Here is a 17,307-nt window from a genome sequence, read left to right as displayed (position 1 = left end):
GGGAACCTATGAGCCAGAACGTATTCCAATTTGTTGATGTTCAGCGGGTCGACCCGCCGAAGAAGCCATTGAAAATCCGCAAGATCCAGTTTGTGGAGATCTACGAGCCCTTCAACCAGGCCCAGGTCGGCATGCAGGCGGATCGCTGCCTCGACTGCGGCAACCCCTATTGCGAGTGGAAGTGCCCGGTGCACAACTACATCCCCAACTGGCTGAAACTGGCCAACGAGGGACGCATTCTGGAGGCGGTGGAGCTCTCCCATCAGACCAACAGCCTGCCGGAAGTGTGCGGCCGGGTCTGCCCGCAAGACAGGCTCTGTGAGGGTGCCTGCACCCTCAACGACAGATTCGGCGCCGTGACCATTGGCAACATCGAAAAATACATCACCGACAAGGCGTTCGAGATGGGCTGGCGCCCGGATCTCTCCAATGTGGTGAAAACCGATAAGCGGGTCGCCGTCATAGGCGCGGGCCCGGCCGGGCTCGCCTGTGCCGACGTGCTGGCCCGTGGTGGCGTCAGCGCCGTGGTGTTTGACAAGTATCCAGAGATTGGCGGCCTGCTCACCTTTGGCATCCCCTCCTTCAAGCTGGAAAAAGAGGTGATGCAGCGCCGCCGCGAGATCTTCGAGGCCATGGGCATCGAATTCCGCCTCGAGACCGAAGTGGGTAAAGATGTCTCCTTCGCCGACTTGCTCGGCGAGTTTGACGCCGTTTTCCTCGGGGTCGGCACCTACAAGTACATGAAGGGCGGCTTTACCAACGAAGAGGCCCCTGGCGTCTATGATGCCCTGCCCTACCTCATCTCCAACGCCAACCGGCTGCTGGGCTTTGAGAAGGCGCAGGCCGATTACATCAACTTCGCTGGCAAGCAGGTGGTGGTGCTCGGCGGCGGCGATACCGCCATGGACTGCGTGCGCACCGCCATCCGCCAGGGCGCCGACAAGGTGATCTGCGCCTATCGCCGCGATGCCGAGAACATGCCGGGCTCCAAGCGCGAGGTGCAAAATGCCCGCGAGGAAGGGGTCGAGTTCATGTTCAACCTGCAACCCATTGGCGTCGAGCTCGATGCCCATGGTCGCACCTGCGGCATCAAGGTGGTGAGCACCGAACTGAGTGCCCCCGATGCCAACGGTCGCCGCAATCCGGTGGTGGTTGAAGGCTCCGAGCAGGTGCTGGCCGCCGATGCCGTGGTCATGGCCTTTGGCTTCCAGCCCAACCCACAGCCCTGGATGGCTGAGTTCGGTATCGAGCTGGATAATCGCGAGCGGATCCGTGCTCCCGAGCAGTCCGACTTCGCCTTCCAGACCACCAATCCCAAGGTGTTTGCCGGTGGCGATGCGGTGCGCGGTTCGGATCTGGTAGTGACCGCCATCTACGAAGGTCGCAAGGCCGCCGAAGGGATCATGGACTATCTGAGTGTCTAAGCCCGGCCGTCGTCGATAGCGAACCCAGGAGACATCCTCGTGGTGTCTCCATCAGCTACGAAGGCCGCAAGGCCGCCGAAGGGATCATGGACTATCTGGCCGTTTGACCCAGGCCATGAGTCCGAAGGCCTTCTCTGGTCGCTCTGACTAACAAACCGACGCCCCCGTCCCTGCGGGGGCGTTTTTTTGTGCAAGCGATCACCCAAGGCCGCCTCGCCTGTAGGCTTGGCGCGGATTTTTGCTATGATTGCCGCAACTTAGGCGGGCTTGAGCCCCTAGACGAGGTTTCTGATGAAAGTAGGTATTATCGGCGCCATGGAGCAGGAAGTTGCCCTGCTGCGCGCCCAGCTTAGCGACATGACCACCACCAAGATTGGCGGTTGCGAGTTTTATAGCGGCACACTGGCAGGCAAAGAGGTGATCCTGACCCGCTCCGGCATCGGCAAGGTCGCCGCCAGCGTCGCCACGTCGCTGCTGCTGGAGAGATTTACCCCCGACTGCGTGATCAATACCGGCTCCGCCGGCGGTTTCGATCAAGAGCTGCGGGTAGGGGATGTGGTGATCGCCAGCGAGATGCGCTTTCACGACGTGGACGTGACCGCCTTTGGCTACGAGATGGGCCAGATGGCGCAACAACCCGCCGCCTTCCCCTGCGATGCGCGTCTCATAGCCCTGGCCCAGGAGTGCATCGCCCTGCACGGCAAGCATCAAACCAAGCTGGGCCTCATCTGCACCGGCGATCAATTCATGTGCAAGCCGGATGCCATCAATCGTGCCCGCGCCGACTTCCCGCAGATGCTGGCGGTCGAGATGGAAGGGGCCGCCATCGGCCAGGTGTGTCATATGTTTGGCGTGCCTTATCTGGTGGTGCGCGCCATGTCTGACATCGCAGGCAAGGAGCAAGTGGAATCCTTCGACGCCTTTATCGAGGTCGCCGGCCAGCACTCCGCCGAGGTGATCCTCTCCCTGCTCGGCAAGCTGTGATAACCCTGCCCTCCCTCGATACCCTGACCCTGATGGCGGCCACCCCGGCGGCCATCATGGGGGGCGCCGCCTTGCTCGAAGCCCTGCTGCCAAGGCCTGACTGGTTACGTCTCTCCGCAGCCGAGCCCCTGCTCAGCCGACTGGGCCACAAGGTTCATCGCCCGGACGGCACCCCGAGCGCGCAGTGGCAGGCGGGCATACTGGCACTGCTGGTCGTCTGGCTGCCCTGCGCGGCCGGGCTCTGGGCGGTGCGCAACCTCGCCCTCTCCGAGCCGCTGTTCGACCTCTTGTTTCTGTTGCTGATGATAGAGTCCCGCCCTCTGCGTACCTTGGCCACGGCGGGAGGCGCCTTGCTGAAAAGCGATACCCTGCCCCTGGCCAGGCTGCAAGCCGCCCCTTGGCTCAAGCGCGAAACCGGCAAGCTCTCGGCCATGGGCCTCGCCAAGGCGCTGTGCGAGACCTGCACCTTGCGCCTGCTCGGCGGCTGGGCGGGGCCCCTGCTTGGCTTTGCCCTCGCCGGGGTGCAAGGCGCCTTGTTGTGGCGTTTGGCCCAGCTGATGCAATACGCCTGGAGCTGCAAGCAACCGGCTTTCGTGCAATTCGGCCGCCCGGCCGCAGCCCTCTATCAGGGATTAGCGGCCCCCGCCGCCCTGCTGCTGGCGCTGCCCACCCTGTTCCCCAAGGTCAAAGAGGGGATGAGTGCCCTGCGCACTGGCGTGAGCCGTTGGCCCCACCCCGCCGCTGGCGCCCTGCTTGCCACCCTGGCGCACCAATGCACACTGCGCCTTGGAGGGCCCCGTTACTATCAAGGCACGCTAGTGCGACTGCCGGTGCTGGGGGATGGGGGCGATCCCTCCTGGGAGAGCCCGCGTCGGCTGCTCACTCGGCTCCTGTGTATAGGTTGGGGTTGGCTCGCGCTGGCCTTGCTGTTGACTCTGGCCGGAGGCCTGCATGGTTAAGCGCCTGCTGCCCTGTGCCTTGCTCTGTCTGTTGGCGGCCAGGGCGTATGGCGCCGAACCGCCCCAGCGCATCATCAGCCTGACCCCCCATCTCACCGAGCTGTTGGTCGATATGGGCGCCGGGAGCCGCATCGTCGCCACCGATGATGCCTCCGACTATCCACCACAGGTGCGCGCCCTGCCCCATGTGGCCAATTACCGCAGTATCAATGTCGAGGCCTTGCTGGCGCAAAAACCGGATCTGGTGGTGGCCTGGCGCTCGGCCCAGTCCCGCATGCTGGCCCCCATCGAACAGCTTGGCATCCCGGTGTTTTACTCTGAACCCACCGACTTTGCCTCTCTTGGCCAGGAGATGCGTGCCCTGGGCGAGCGACTGGGGTTGCAGCAGAGTGCCAATGCCCAAGCCGATGCCTATCTCGCCAGACTGGCGGCTCTTGAGGCCAAATATGGTCATGGTGAGTCCATCCGCGTCTTCTATCAGCTCTGGAACCCGCCGCTGACCAGCGTTAGCGGCTACGCCTGGCCGGCGCAAGCCATCACCCTGTGTGGTGGCCGTAATCTGGTCGATGATGCGGCCGGTCCCTACCCCCAGGTAGGGCTGGAGCAGATCATCAAGGCCAATCCCCAGCTCATCCTGGCGGGCAGCCGAGACAAGCATGTGCTGGAGCACTGGCAACAGTGGCCCATGCTGGATGCGGTTAAACAACACCGACTCGCCCTGATCAACCCGGATGAGCTGCACCGATTTACCCCGCGAGCACTCAACGCGGTTGAACAGGTGTGCCAGGCCATCGCCACGGCGCGCGCGACCCAACCTTAAGATCTGGAGATCACCATGACCCTCTCTCGTCGCTCCCTCATGCTGCCCCTGTTATGGTCCTGCCTGTGCGGTGCAGCCTTGTTTGGCAGCAATGCCATGGCCGTTGTCCCCATCGACCAGCAGACCCTGCAGAGCTGGCAGAAACAGTCGAGCAAGCGGCCACTGCTGCTGGATGTACGCACGAAAGAGGAGTTTGCCGAGGGCCATATTCCTGGCGCTATCAACATTTCCCACGACCAGCTCATCAAGCGTCTGGCCGAGATCGGCGATGACAGAAGGCTGCCTGTGGTGGTCTATTGCCAAACTGGGCGGCGTGCCGCCCTTGCCGAAGCCGAACTGGAAAAAGCCGGATTTAGCCATGTCTATCACCTCAGCGGCGACTACCAGGGCTGGGTGAAAAGCAAACAGGCCGTCACTAAATAGCCAGTGGATAAATTGACCGAACGGGCCATCAGCTGATTATTGTTGGCCCTGATTTTGCATTCAATCTCCCCAGACTCCTCTTCACACGAGATATATCTATGTTCAACGAGAAAACGATCCTGGTTACCGGTGGCACCGGCTCTTTTGGCAAGCGTTTCATCCAGATGGTACTGGAGCGTTACCAACCGGCTCGTCTTATCGTCTATTCCCGTGATGAATTGAAACAGTTCGAGATGCAGCAGCACTTCAACCACCCCTGCATGCGCTACTTCATCGGCGATGTGCGTGATGGGGAGCGGCTCGACATGGCGATGCGAGACGTGGACTTCGTGGTGCATGCCGCGGCGCTCAAGCAGGTGCCCGCCGCCGAGTACAACCCCATGGAGTGCATCAAGACCAACGTAGGTGGCGCCGAAAACGTCATCAAGGCCGCGCTCAACAATGGGGTCAAGAAGGTGATCGCCCTCTCCACCGACAAGGCCGCCAACCCGGTCAATCTCTACGGCGCCACCAAACTCTGCTCCGACAAGTTGTTTGTCGCCGCCAATAATATGGCGGGCAAGAACCCGACCATCTTCTCCGTGGTTCGCTATGGCAACGTGGTTGGTTCCCGCGGCTCTGTGGTGCCCTTCTTCGAACAGCTCATCGCCAAAGGGGCGTCGAGTCTGCCCATCACCCATGCCGAGATGACCCGCTTCTGGCTCACCTTGCAGCAAGGGGTGGAGTTCGTACTGGCCAACTTTGCCCGCATGAAGGGAGGGGAAGTATTCGTTCCCAAGATCCCCTCGGTGCGCATCACCGATCTCGCCAGTGCCATGGCCCCAGATCTGCCCCAGGAGATCATTGGCATCCGCCCGGGCGAGAAGCTGCACGAGGTGATGTGCCCGGCCGATGACTCCTACCACACCTTTGAATTCAAAGATTATTACGTGATCTCCCCCAGTATCAGTTTCAGCAGTCGCAACAATGACTTCGCGATCAATGCCCTGGGGGAGACCGCCACCCTGGTCGACCCTGGGTTTGAATACAATTCCCTCAATAATCAGCACTTCCTGTCGATAGATGAACTACAGACCATGAACCAGCAGGTGCTAGCCGAATGATCCCCTATGGACGTCAATCCATCACGGATGATGATATCGATGCCGTCGTTGCCGTTCTGAAGTCGGACTATCTAACACAAGGTCAGATGGTCCCCGCCTTTGAACAGGGAATAGCCGACTATTGCCAAGCCCCCCATGTGATCGCCTGCAGCAACGGCACCACGGCCCTGCACCTCGCCTGCGCCGCGCTGGAACTGGGCGCGGACGACTGGGTCTGGGTCTCGGCCATCAGCTTCGTCGCCTCGGCCAACTGTGCCCGCTACTGCGGTGCTCAGGTGGATTTTGTCGATGTGGATCCCGAGACCGGCAACCTCAGCGTGACGGCGCTGCGAGAGAAGCTGAGCGCCGTCCAGGGAACCTCCCGCCTGCCCAGGGTGCTGGTCGCCGTGCATCTGGCGGGCCAACCCTGCGATCTCGCCGAGATTGGCGCCCTGTGCCGGCAATATGGCATTCACCTCATTGAGGATGCCTGCCATGCCCTGGGGGCCAGCTATCAGGATGCCCCCATCGGCAGCTGTGCCCACAGCGACATGACCGTCTTCAGCTTCCACCCTGTGAAACCCATCACCACGGGGGAAGGGGGCGCCGTCACCACCCGCGATGCCGCGCTGGCCGCCAAGCTGAGGCTCTATCGCAGCCACGGCATCACCCGCGATGCCGAGCAGCTGGACTCTCCCAGTCCGGGTGGCTGGTACTATGAGCAACAGGTGCTCGGCTTCAACTATCGGCTGACCGACATTCAGGCCGCGCTGGGCCTGAGCCAGCTCGGCCGCTTGTCCCACTTCATCGACCGGCGCCAACAACTGGCTGCCCGCTACGATGAATTGCTGACCGAGCTGCCGCTGCAACCGCTGCGTCAAATGGATGACCGCCGCAGCGGCTACCACCTCTATGTGATCCAGGTCGCCAACCGGGACCGGGTGTTTGCGCAGCTGAGAGAGGCCGGCATCGGCGTCAACGTCCACTACATGCCCATTCCGGCCCAGCCCTATTACCGTGAACTCGGCCACGACCCTGCCGACTATCCTGGCGCCCAGGCCTATTATCGGCACGCCATCAGCCTCCCCCTGTTCCCCGGCCTCTCATCAACCGAGCAGGACAAGGTCGTCGAGGCCCTGGAGCGGGTACTATGCGCTTAGCCTTGGGGACTGTGCAGTTCGGGCTCGCCTATGGCATCAGCAATAGCGCGGGCGAGGTAGCAGATGACGAACTCGACACCATACTGGCCCTGGCGCGCAAGCTGGGGATGGATACCCTGGACACGGCTCAGGCCTATGGCAATGCCGAATCGCGGCTTGGCAGCAGGCCGACCGCCGACTTTCGCCTGGTAAACAAGCTGGCCCCCGGCATCCGGCCCCCCGAGGTCAACGCCTGCGTACAGAGCAGCCTGCAACGATTGGGGCGCACCAGGCTGGATGGCTTGCTGCTGCACCGCAGCCAAGATGCCAGCCCTGCCCTGTTCGAAGCGTTGGCGACACTGCAGCAAGAGGGCAAGGTGGGTAAGACAGGGGTCTCCGTCTACTCCCCCGAGGAGCTGGCACTGTGGCTGGAGCAGGGTTACCCCCTGGAGCTGGTGCAGTTGCCTGCCAACCTGCTCGATCAGCGCTTTTTACGCTCGGGCTGGCTCGACCGATTGCAGGCCATGGGATGTGAAATCCATGTGCGCTCCTTCTTCCTGCAGGGGCTGTTACTGATGCAGCCAGATCTGCGACCCGACTATTTTCAGCGCTTCGCCCAGCCACTGACCCGGCTGGATCACTGGCAGCCCCATCTTCCGCTTCTCGACAAGGCGCTGTCACTGATAGCGGCCCTGCCCCAGGTGAGCCGGTTCGTGGTAGGGGTCTGTCATGCCCATGAGCTGGCCGCCATCGCCGCGGCCTATGCCCGGCGGCAGACATTGAGTGACACCGAGCTGGCCGGCCTCGCCTGCGACGAACCCGGCCTCATCAACCCGGCACAGTGGAAGTCATCATGATCCTCGGAATCCTACAGGCCAGGGCGGGCTCCAGCCGGCTGCCAGGTAAGGTACTCAAACCCTTGCTGGGCGTCCCCATGCTAGCCCGCCAGATTGAACGACTGAAACGATCGACCAGGCTGGATCAGCTGATGGTCGCCACCAGTGACCAGGCCGACGATCTCGCCATAGCGGCGCTCTGCGCAGAGCTGGACGTGCCCTGTTTTCGTGGCCCCCTGGACGACGTGTTGCAACGCTTCCATCTGGCCGCTCAACGATTTAACCCCAGCCAGATCGTCAGGCTCACCGGTGACTGCCCGCTGGCAGATCCCGCCCTCATCGATGAACTCATCGAGCTCCACCTGCAGGGTGGCTATGACTACAGCAGCAACTGCTGGGATCCCAGCTACCCGGATGGCCTGGACGCCGAGATCCTGAGTGCCGCCACCCTGCGTCTGCTGGCAGCGCAGGCTCAGAGCCCGGCCGAGCGCGAGCATGTCACCTATTACATCCGCCAACATGCCGAGCTGTTCAAGATAGGCAGATTGAGCCGCACGCCGAGCCTGGCCCAGCTGCGCTGGACGGTGGACGAGCCCGCCGATTTCGAGCTGGTCGAGCAAATCTACCGCCAGCTCTATCCGGGCAAGCCCGCCTTCACCACAGAAGACATCCTCGCTCTGTTGGCGCGGGAGCCGCAACTGGCGACCCTGAACACCCAACACCGGCGCAATGAAGGGCTGGAAACATCTCTGGCCAAGGAGAAGCACTCATGACCTCACGTTATCAACATTCAATGGCACTCTCTGCCCGGGCCGAACAGAGCATTCCCCTTGGCTCCCAAACCTTCTCCAAGAGCCGTCTCTGCTTCCCCTACGGCGCCGCCCCGCTCTTTATCGAGCGCGGCCAGGGCGCCAGGGTGTGGGATGTGGATGGCAACTCGTATCTGGACTTTGCCAGCGGTCTGCTCGCCATCAGCCTCGGCTATTGCGACCCGGATGTGAACCAGGCCGTGCTGGAGCAGCTCAACCTGGGCTCCATCTTCTCGCTTCCCCATCGGCTGGAAACCGAGGTTGCCGAACAGCTGATCGAGCTTATCCCCTGTGCCGAGATGGTGCGCTTTGGCAAGAACGGCACCGATGCCACCTCCGCCTGCATCCGCCTCTCCCGCGCCGTGACCGGCAGGGAGCGGGTCGCCGTCTGTGGTTACCATGGCTGGCAGGACTGGTACATCGGCTCCACCACTCGCCATCTGGGGGTACCCGAGTGCGTGCGCGAACTGACCCATCGCTTCGACTACAACGATCTGGGCTCCCTCAAGGCCCAGCTGGAGGCCCATCCCGGCGAGTTTGCCGCCGTGATCCTGGAGCCCATGAACGTCGCCTGGCCCACCCCCGAATTTCTGCCCGGCCTGCGCCAGCTCTGCGACGAGCACGGCGCCCTGCTCATCTTCGATGAGACCATCACCGGCTTTCGCTTCCACCTTGGCGGCGCCCAGACCCTGTTCGGGGTCACGCCGGATCTGGCCGCCTTTGGCAAGGGCATGGCCAACGGCTTCCCCATCTCCGCCGTGGTGGGCCGCCGCCAGTACATGGGCCGCATGGAGGATATCTTCTTCTCCGGCACCTTTGGCGGTGATGCCATCGCCCTGGCGGCGGCCAACGCCGTCATCAAGAAGATGCGCCGGCTCGACGTGCCAGCACGACTGGCCGAGCGGGGCCAGCAACTGCTCGATGGGCTCAACGCACTGCTGCAACAAATAAACGCCCCGAGCTGGCTGCAAAGCGCCGGTCACCCGAGCTGGAGCTTCCTGCTGATCGGCGATTCGGCCAACCACTCCAGCTGGCTGCTGAAAAGCTACTTCATCCAGGAGCTGTGCAAGCGGGGCATTCTCAGCCTCGGCAGCCACAACCTCAACCTCGCCCACAGCGAGCAGGACGTTCACACCCTGTTGAGCGTCTATGCCGAGGTGCTGCCAAAGCTTATCCGTCTGGATGCCGACAAGGCCATTCATCAATCTCTGGATGGCGAGCCGATCCAGCCGGTGTTCAAGGTGCGCTGAGTGCTGCCCCTGTGGATTTTCAGCGAAGGGGACAAGGGGCGGGGTCTGGGTCACCTCAGTCGCTGCAGCGCCTATGCCGCCGCCTGGCGGCAACAGGGCGGCACTGTCCACTGGGTGGTCGAGGGCGATGAGCTGGCCAGCGCCATGCTCAAGGAGGAGTCCGTTCGCTGGGGCAACTGGCAGCAAGAGCCCATCTCCCCACAGCAGGCAGTCGCCATTGTCGACTCTTATTCGGCGAGCCTGACGACACTGCAGAGCATAGCGGCGGGGTTTGTGCGGGTGATTTACCTCGATGACACCGAGCGCCTGGACTATCCAGAGGGGATGGTGATCCATGCCAGCCCCGGTACCCCAGGCAACAAGTGCGGTGCCGCCCTCTGGCAGTGGGGACCGGGTTGGCAACCCCTGCGCCCTCCGTTCTGGTCCGTTCCCGCCCGAACCCGGGTTCCCGAGCGCATCGAGCGCATCCTGATCATCATGGGGGGAACCGACCTGCGCGACCTGACTCCCTGGTTGGTCACCTGGCTACGCCAGCACTGTCCGGAGGTGGAGCTGGACGTCGTCATCCGGGAGCACGATCCGCGACTGTCGGGATGCAGGCAACATCACCGCCTCGATGCCAACCAGATGACCGCTCTCATGTGTCGCTGCGATCTGGCCATCAGCAGTGCCGGACAGGTGACCTATGAGCTGGCGCGCTGCGGTCTGCCGGGCCTGCTCATCGGCGTTGCCGACAACCAGGCCAGCCAGCTGGCTGGCTGGTGCGGTCCGGACGCCTTCCTCCCGGGCGGCTGGTGGCATGATGCCGGCTTGCTCTCCCGGCTGGAACAAGGGCTGGCAAGACTGGCAGCACCGGACGAACGCTCCAGACGAGCACGCAAGCTGCAAGCGCTGATGGCAGGAAACGGCACCCTGGAGGCCCTCTCATGGCTCAACCAGAGATAGATCTGCAGCGCCGCTTCGAGCTGGCCGGCGTCACCCTCATCCCTTTTTCCATGCTGGACGAGCAGCAGATAGTGGCGGTCTGGCAGATGCGCAACCATCCGGATATTGCACGCTGGATGAACACAGGGGGTGACATCAGCCAGGAGGCGCATCGCGCCTTCATGGCACGCCAACACCAGGAAACTCGCAACCTGAACTACCTCTGCCAGGACCCTCAAGGGATCCTGGGGGTACTCTCCCTGCACCGGCTGGACTGGCACAATCGCCTGGCCTGGCTCGGGATCTATCGCAATCCCTGGCGCAGCGAGAAACGGCTTGGCGCGCGCCTGCTGACCGCCGTCAACCGGCTCGCCTTCGACGTCGCCCATCTGCACACCCTCAAGCTGGAGGTCGCGGCGGACAATGAAAGAGCCATTCAAGCCTATCTGAGTGCAGGCTTTCGCCATGAAGGCGCCTGGCGGGAGGCGGTCTATCGCCCCCAAACAACAAACCATGTCGATCTCGTGCTGATGGGGATCACCGAACAGGAGTGGACACATTCATGACCCAAGCCATGGCGAGCGCCATCAATCCGGATCGCTGCTTCATCATCGCCGAACTGTCTGCCAACCATGGCCACTCCCTGGAGACGGCGCTGGCGACGGTACGCGCGGCCAAGGCATGTGGTGCCGATGCCATCAAGATCCAGACCTACACGGCCGACACCATCACCCTGGATTGCGACAATGAGTATTTCCAGATCAATCAGGGCACCATCTGGGATGGCACCACACTCTACAAGCTCTATCAAGAGGCCTATACCCCCTGGGAGTGGCATGCCGCCATCCAGGCCGAGGCGCAGAAAGAGGGGCTGGTCTTCTTCTCCACCCCCTTTGATGTCACCGCGGTCGATTTTCTGGAAGACCTCGATGTCCCCCTCTATAAGATCGCCTCGTTCGAAATCACCGACATTCCCCTGATCGAATACGCAGCCAGCAAGGGCAAGCCGATGATCATCTCGACCGGCATCGCGACCCTGGCCGATATCGATGCCGCCGTGCAGGCCTGCCGCCGCATGGGCAATCAGGATATTACCCTGCTCAAGTGCACCTCCTCCTACCCCGCTCCGGTGGAGGAGGCCAACCTGCTCACCATTCCCAATATGCGACAGACATTCGGGGTGAAGGTAGGATTGTCCGACCATACCCTGGGAGAGGCCGTGGCCATGGCCGCTACCGCGCTGGGGGCTAGCGTGATTGAAAAACACTTTATTCTGGATCGCGCCCTGGGTGGGCCGGACGCCTCCTTCTCCATGACACCGGACGAGTTCTGCCATATGGTCGACGGGATCAGGCAGGTTGAAGCAGCCCTGGGGGAGGTCTGCTACAGCCTCAATGACAAGGCGATGGCAAACCGGCACTTCTCCCGCTCACTCTTCGTCTGTGAGCCGATGAAAGCCGGAGAGGTCTTTACCTCCCGCAATGTCCGCTCCGTCCGACCTGCGGATGGATTACCCCCGGTTCACCTCCCCTCCCTGCTGGGTCGCCGTGCAAGCCAGGATATTCAGGCTGGCACACCGCTGGCATGGCCATTGATTGCCCAAGTTGCCGAGGAGCAGTAGATGCAACAGAAGAACGTCTTCATGGCTCGGGAAGGGAACGAATGGTACGAGCGCAACAAGGCCGCCATCCTCGAGAAATCCCTGGCGAGTGACCCCATCTTCAAGGCGCTGGAATATCTGGGCAGCAAACCTGCCAGGATCCTGGAGATAGGCTGTGCCAACGGCTGGCGGCTGGCACAGCTGGCCGAGCACTACGGCGCCCGTTGCTATGGGGTGGATCCGTCCGCCAGCGCCATCCAGGATGGGCTCTCCCGCTATCCAGGGTTGCAGCTCACTGTGGGAACAGCCGACAACCTGCCCGAGATAGAACCGGTCGATCTCATCATCTTCGGCTTCTGCCTCTATCTGTGCGATCCCCAGGATCTGTTCAGGATTGCCGCCGGCAGTGATGCCCTGCTGGCGGATCGGGGCCTCATGACCATACTGGATTTCAATCCCCCGGCCGGCCACTATCGCAACGACTATCAACATCACGCCAATCTCTTCAGCTACAAGATGAATTACGGAGAGTTGTTTGGCTGGCACCCGGGCTACCATCGCCTGTTTGAACACGTGCAGCATCACGACGGTGGCGCCGAACTTGAGCCGGACGCACTGATTTCGGTACAGATATTGCGCAAGGACGCGAGGCTGCTCGCGGCGAAAAATCCTTATGCGAAGCGATAAAAAATGCCGACCCACGGGTCGGCATTGTTCTTTTCGGGCCCGGTTACAGGTCCATCTTTCGGCTGATGTTCTGAACAGGCCTTCCGGCCTGTTTCCTACGCTTTCTTCCTGAAGAGAGCCATCACTTCGTTATCGATCATATCGACGCTGTCGAGCGCCCTCGGATACATCTCCCTTACCTTCCCCAGGAACTCCAGCCACAGCTCGATGGCCGGCTTCATCAGCACCAGTGTCTCCTCTTCCCCCTCGAACGAATAGAGAATGGAGCTCAGCAGGGTGAACACATAGTTCATCGACCCCACCATGGTCTGGGAAATATGCTGTTGCCGGGTCGCGGCGATCTGGGCAAGGTAACCAAAATTGCGCAGCATCAGCTGGTTCAGCTCATTGCGGGACGAGAATGGCTGCTGCCATTCGTCCATCATCTTGTCGATGAACACATTGAAAAACTCGACGTCGAGCAGCGGGGAAAAGTCTTGCTTGGACAAGGGAATGGGCTCGCAGAGTGCCGAAATCTCCCCCAGCAGGGCGGACTTGTCGATCGGCAGGGAGAGGCTTATCTCCGTGCTCGGCAAGGCCCTGGCCTTCTCAATCCTGGCGCCATCGCTGCAATTGAAGCAGCGCACCTCGTCATTGGTGGCCAACACCTGCTCCATCACCCGGCGGGAGGTATCAAACATGGCGTTGCTGATAACCATGCCACCGAAGTTCCCCTCACGCTGCCACAGGCTGTCGCCATACATCATCTCCCCCAGGGCCCCGGCATTCTCCTCATCGTTGTAATAGGAGCTGAGCTTGGAGTGATGGTGTCCCTTGTGCTTGTAGCCATTGTCCAGACCGAACAGATAGAGATGCTTGAACCCGAGGTGGATGGGGGCACTGATCCCGATATTGCCCACCAGGGGATTCACCCCGCCGAGCCCGGCACAGGGCTTCAGTTGAGAGAAGTAGTTCTGGTAGAGCACTACCCCGGGCTCGCTGAGCTTGAACCCAAGCGCCGAGTTGTTGAACAGGGTGGCACAATCTGGATGGATGACGTCGGTGCTCAGGAACAGCACATCGCGCAGATAGTCAGGATCATCCAGATTCACCAGGAAGTCATAGACGATCTTGGTACGCTCGGTCTCGACATGGATATCCGGCTTGATGCCCACCTTGTGCAAGGCCGAGATGGCACTGCCACAGGAGATCAGGATGGCCTTGTCCTGATTTTCTGCGATGACGGCGATGGATTCGTCCAGCGAGGGACCGTTGGCGATGATGAAGATGGGGGTACGTTGATACTGGGGCGAGATCCGCCGATCTTTTTGCAGGAACGGCACACCACGCTCGATATTGTTGATGGTGTGAGACAAGGCGATCAGGTTGTCATCGAAGAAGCCCCAGCCCATCACCAGCAGATAATATTCCTGCTGCACCTTCTCTATCAGTTTCTTTATCTTATCGCCCTGATACCCCCACATGATGAAGGCGTTGGCGATGAGGAAAGAACCCCGACTGTGAATGGCCGACGCGAAATCCTTGACTATGGTCTCTTCATCCTGTCCCAGCAGTATGTGCAGCCCCAGATTCTCCTGATGCAGATAGGCCAGCAGGGGAGCCCAGTCGAAGCAAAACAGCGACCCGTAAAACAGATCCAGATCCGGCTCAAACAGGAACAGGGTGCCAATCTTGCACTGCTCATAGAGGTAACCGAGATGGTAACCCAGCCCCACCCCGAAGATCAGGGCGCTGGGTACCTCATGGGGTACTCGATCCAGCATCACCTCCCGGGCCGAGATATCGTCGAGATAGGCATTGAGTTTGTTGAGGTATTCCACATGCATGAAGCCAAGTGGATTTGCCTCCTGGCTGAAGGAGAACTTGGATAGCCCCCCCTTCTCCATGAACTCGGTCACCAGCGTCTCGCAGATGAGGTAGGGTTCGGCCCCATAAACGGCGACCTCATCGTCGAGCCAGGCCAAGTTGGGTTGGCCATTCTCATTGCAGAAGAATCGGAAAGGGCGTGCGGGTTGGTAGGCTTCGTACATATCGGCGATATGGGGGATATATTGGCGAAATGCCGCCATATTCTGTTCAAAGCGCAGCGGTAAGGCCATCGCCATGGCCGCTTCCTGTACTGCCTGCTGTTGAAGTCGCAGTGCGTCTTGTTCGGCTTTGACCAGGGTTGCGTCGATATTGAGTGACATCAAAACTCCTTGCTGTTCACACGATAAGCTCGCCCAGCCTTGTTGGCTCTCCCAACCAGAGTCAGCTGCTTGAAAATAGTTTGATGATGACTGGTAGCCAAGACACTCATGCTTGCTTCTTGAATGGTGAGCACGGTTGCCAACGTAGCGATGTCCTGCTGTTGCGCTGGCTCATCCTTAGCTAGTTGTACCAGGCGCGCGACCAAGTCCAACCTGTCATCCATGCAAAGCAACGCATTATCATATTGCTGCTGCTGCAGCAGCGTCTCCATCAGATGAGCATTTTCCGTCAGTGCCTCATCGAGGGAGGATAGTGTGATGCTCACAACTCACCCAGCTGTTGTCTCATCTGATAGCCTTGCTGTTTTTCGGCCTCTGGCAGCTGATCCCAACCGGATTTGATGGTCACCATCAGCCCCATCACCTCCTCAAGCGGCGCAATATCCCGTGCCAGACTCGCATCCCAGATACGCTCATCCATATAGGCATAGAGTCCATACAGATCCTCGGCCATGGCCCCCTGGCTCAGGTCGAGCGCATCCTGCAGTCCGTGCAGCAACCCTTGCGCCTTGGAAACAGCAACCGATTTTGCCTCCATATCTTGCCGCTCGATGGCGCCCTTGGCCTGAGCCAGGCGCTCGAGAAGGCCTTGCATCATAAGCTGAATGACACGATGAGGATCGGCGACCGTCAAATCAGCCGCGATGCTGGTTGCCTTATATGCCTTCAGATTACGGTTGTACATGATATGAGTCCTCGTAATATCACGATTAATCAATTCTTATTGTTTATTTGTAGCGACGCCAGGGCGGATGCCGAGTTATTCATTTTGACCAACAAGGCATCCAGGCTACCGTATTGGGCCCGCAAGGCCGCTTCATATTTTGTCAGCTGGGCATTGGCCGTCGATGTTTTTTGAGTGAGGCTGCGCAGATCCGAATTCAGCACATCTTCCCGCTGTGCCAACATGCCGCCACTCTTGGTGTATTCCTTCAGCCCCTTGTTCAAGGTGGATGCCAAACCATCATCCCCCCCAAATAGCGCCACAACCTGATCGAAGTTCTTGTCGATAGCCTCGCTGAACTTCGTCTTGTCCAGAGACAGCTTGCCCTTGTTATCCATCTTCATGCCGATCTCGAAGACGGTGGAATAGGTGCCACTGTTTTTGGAGGGGCTGACCAGCAGATTGCTCATGAAAGAGCTGATGGCGCGGGTAGTGGCGTCACCAGCCAGGGCGCCGCCATCATCCTGCTTCACACCGCCGACGAAGGTGCCACGCTTGTCCAGGGCGTTCATCTTGTCTTGCAGCGTGTTGTAGCCATCCACAAACTGCTGGACCAGCTCCTGGATAGAGGTCTTGTCGGTGGTGATATCCACCTTGTTTGACTTGAGCGCCCCAGGTACGCTGCTGTCTTTATCCGCATCCGAGACGCGCAGTACGGTTATCTTCAGATCCTGAATGGAGTCATCAAAGGTATTGGTGTCACTCTTGAGGACGTTGCCATCCACGTTGATCTCGGCACTGCTGGCTGGCCGGGTCTGGTTCATGACCCCGCCCCCCGCCTCAAAAATACCGAGTTCAGCCGTATTGCCGGTAATGGTCAGATCCTTGCCATCCCCCGAGATACCGGAGTCAATCATCAGCTTGGCCTTGCCATCTGCCGTGTTGACGATGTTGGCACTGAGACCGAAGTTATCCCCATTGCTGTTGATGCTCTTGCGGATATCTTGCAGGGTATAACCCGCCTTGACGTCCACCTTGAACGTCTTGTCACCGGCCTTGAACGTCAGCTGACCATCCTGAGTCACCATAGGGGTCGTAGAGCTATCGAATATCCCCTCCTGACGACTCGTCTGTGCCAACTTATTGACAGTAATGTTGTACTGCCCATTGGATCCACCAGTCTTGCTCTCCACCTTCAAGATGGGATCGTCTTTGCTCTGGGTAATGTTGATGGCGCGTTTGTTGAATGCGCCGGGGGCACTCAACTTGTCGAGAATATCGGTGAAAGCAGATATGGAGGACTTGAGCTGACCTATGCCAGACAAGGTGATCTGTGTACTGTTTTGCTTGGTCACGATCGGCTGTTGCAACTGGGCCTTTTTAGCTGCCACACTCGCCGCGATCACGCTCTCAAGATCGAGTCCAGAACCCGCTCCCGCAGAAGTAATTGCCATCAC

General features: G+C 60.3%; 18 protein-coding genes. 14 read left to right on the top strand and 4 right to left on the bottom strand.

The window, feature by feature from the left end:
- Positions 1-8: 8 nt before the first annotated feature.
- The 14 genes from M2366_RS08450 to M2366_RS08385 all read left to right on the top strand — a co-directional run bounded on the left by M2366_RS08450 (position 9) and on the right by M2366_RS08385 (position 12,937).
- Positions 9-1,424, top strand: coding sequence for an FAD-dependent oxidoreductase (locus M2366_RS08450; protein ID WP_259269436.1), 1,416 nt, complete (start codon positions 9-11; stop codon positions 1,422-1,424).
- Between the two features lie 291 nt (positions 1,425-1,715).
- Positions 1,716-2,408 (top strand): 5'-methylthioadenosine/S-adenosylhomocysteine nucleosidase, encoded by a 693-nt coding sequence (mtnN, locus tag M2366_RS08445; protein WP_259269435.1) that lies wholly within the window; start codon positions 1,716-1,718, stop codon positions 2,406-2,408.
- Positions 2,409-2,413: 5 nt separating this feature from the next.
- Positions 2,414-3,367, top strand: a complete 954-nt coding sequence (locus tag M2366_RS08440) for a cobalamin biosynthesis protein (protein ID WP_404972792.1) — start codon at positions 2,414-2,416, stop codon at positions 3,365-3,367.
- Complete coding sequence (locus tag M2366_RS08435) at positions 3,360-4,187, top strand: cobalamin-binding protein (RefSeq protein ID WP_224430718.1); 828 nt, start codon at positions 3,360-3,362, stop codon at positions 4,185-4,187. The genes M2366_RS08440 and M2366_RS08435 overlap by 8 nt, the downstream gene beginning before the upstream one ends.
- Before the next feature lie 15 nt (positions 4,188-4,202).
- The gene (locus M2366_RS08430; RefSeq protein ID WP_259269434.1) at positions 4,203-4,610 is read left to right on the top strand and encodes a rhodanese-like domain-containing protein; all 408 of its coding nucleotides are present in this window, start codon (positions 4,203-4,205) and stop codon (positions 4,608-4,610) included.
- A gap of 98 nt (positions 4,611-4,708) precedes the next feature.
- Positions 4,709-5,713, top strand: a complete 1,005-nt coding sequence (gene pseB / locus M2366_RS08425; RefSeq protein ID WP_259269433.1) for a UDP-N-acetylglucosamine 4,6-dehydratase (inverting) — start codon at positions 4,709-4,711, stop codon at positions 5,711-5,713.
- Entirely contained in the window at positions 5,710-6,852 is a 1,143-nt protein-coding gene (gene pseC / locus M2366_RS08420; protein WP_259235813.1) for a UDP-4-amino-4,6-dideoxy-N-acetyl-beta-L-altrosamine transaminase, read from the top strand. Before pseB ends, pseC begins: the two co-directional genes overlap by 4 nt.
- Positions 6,843-7,688, top strand: coding sequence for an aldo/keto reductase (locus M2366_RS08415; RefSeq protein ID WP_259269432.1), 846 nt, complete (start codon positions 6,843-6,845; stop codon positions 7,686-7,688). The genes pseC and M2366_RS08415 overlap by 10 nt, the downstream gene beginning before the upstream one ends.
- The gene (locus tag M2366_RS08410) at positions 7,685-8,440 is read left to right on the top strand and encodes a glycosyltransferase family protein (protein WP_259269431.1); all 756 of its coding nucleotides are present in this window, start codon (positions 7,685-7,687) and stop codon (positions 8,438-8,440) included. Before M2366_RS08415 ends, M2366_RS08410 begins: the two co-directional genes overlap by 4 nt.
- Positions 8,437-9,726 (top strand): aminotransferase class III-fold pyridoxal phosphate-dependent enzyme, encoded by a 1,290-nt coding sequence (locus M2366_RS08405; protein ID WP_259269430.1) that lies wholly within the window; start codon positions 8,437-8,439, stop codon positions 9,724-9,726. The genes M2366_RS08410 and M2366_RS08405 overlap by 4 nt, the downstream gene beginning before the upstream one ends.
- The gene (locus M2366_RS08400) at positions 9,727-10,671 is read left to right on the top strand and encodes a hypothetical protein (protein ID WP_259269429.1); all 945 of its coding nucleotides are present in this window, start codon (positions 9,727-9,729) and stop codon (positions 10,669-10,671) included.
- A complete protein-coding gene (gene pseH, locus M2366_RS08395) occupies positions 10,653-11,216 on the top strand; it encodes a UDP-4-amino-4,6-dideoxy-N-acetyl-beta-L-altrosamine N-acetyltransferase (RefSeq protein WP_259269428.1) in 564 nt (187 codons plus the stop codon). The genes M2366_RS08400 and pseH overlap by 19 nt, the downstream gene beginning before the upstream one ends.
- On the top strand, positions 11,213-12,271 hold the full coding sequence (pseI, locus tag M2366_RS08390; protein WP_259269427.1) for a pseudaminic acid synthase: 1,059 nt from the start codon (positions 11,213-11,215) through the stop codon (positions 12,269-12,271). The genes pseH and pseI overlap by 4 nt, the downstream gene beginning before the upstream one ends.
- Entirely contained in the window at positions 12,272-12,937 is a 666-nt protein-coding gene (locus tag M2366_RS08385; RefSeq protein WP_259269426.1) for a trans-aconitate 2-methyltransferase, read from the top strand.
- Positions 12,938-13,032: 95 nt separating this feature from the next.
- Here M2366_RS08385 and M2366_RS08380 read toward each other — a convergent pair whose 3' ends face one another.
- Genes M2366_RS08380 through fliD form a run of 4 tightly spaced genes read right to left on the bottom strand, consistent with a single transcriptional unit; the run spans position 13,033 to position 17,307 of the window.
- Positions 13,033-15,126, bottom strand: coding sequence for a 6-hydroxymethylpterin diphosphokinase MptE-like protein (locus M2366_RS08380; RefSeq protein ID WP_259269425.1), 2,094 nt, complete (start codon positions 15,124-15,126; stop codon positions 13,033-13,035).
- On the bottom strand, positions 15,126-15,452 hold the full coding sequence (locus tag M2366_RS08375) for a hypothetical protein (RefSeq protein ID WP_259269424.1): 327 nt from the start codon (positions 15,450-15,452) through the stop codon (positions 15,126-15,128). The genes M2366_RS08380 and M2366_RS08375 overlap by 1 nt, the downstream gene beginning before the upstream one ends.
- The gene (gene fliS / locus M2366_RS08370; RefSeq protein WP_241343939.1) at positions 15,449-15,871 is read right to left on the bottom strand and encodes a flagellar export chaperone FliS; all 423 of its coding nucleotides are present in this window, start codon (positions 15,869-15,871) and stop codon (positions 15,449-15,451) included. Before fliS ends, M2366_RS08375 begins: the two co-directional genes overlap by 4 nt.
- Positions 15,872-15,900: 29 nt before the next feature.
- A complete protein-coding gene (gene fliD, locus M2366_RS08365; RefSeq protein WP_259269423.1) occupies positions 15,901-17,307 on the bottom strand; it encodes a flagellar filament capping protein FliD in 1,407 nt (468 codons plus the stop codon).

The sequence above is a fragment of the Aeromonas sp. BIGb0405 genome (assembly GCF_024807335.1).
GTDB classification, from domain to species: Bacteria; Pseudomonadota; Gammaproteobacteria; order Enterobacterales; family Aeromonadaceae; genus Aeromonas; species Aeromonas rivuli.
Note: the sequence above shows the minus strand (reverse complement) of the source record. Positions and strands in the feature narration are given on the sequence as shown.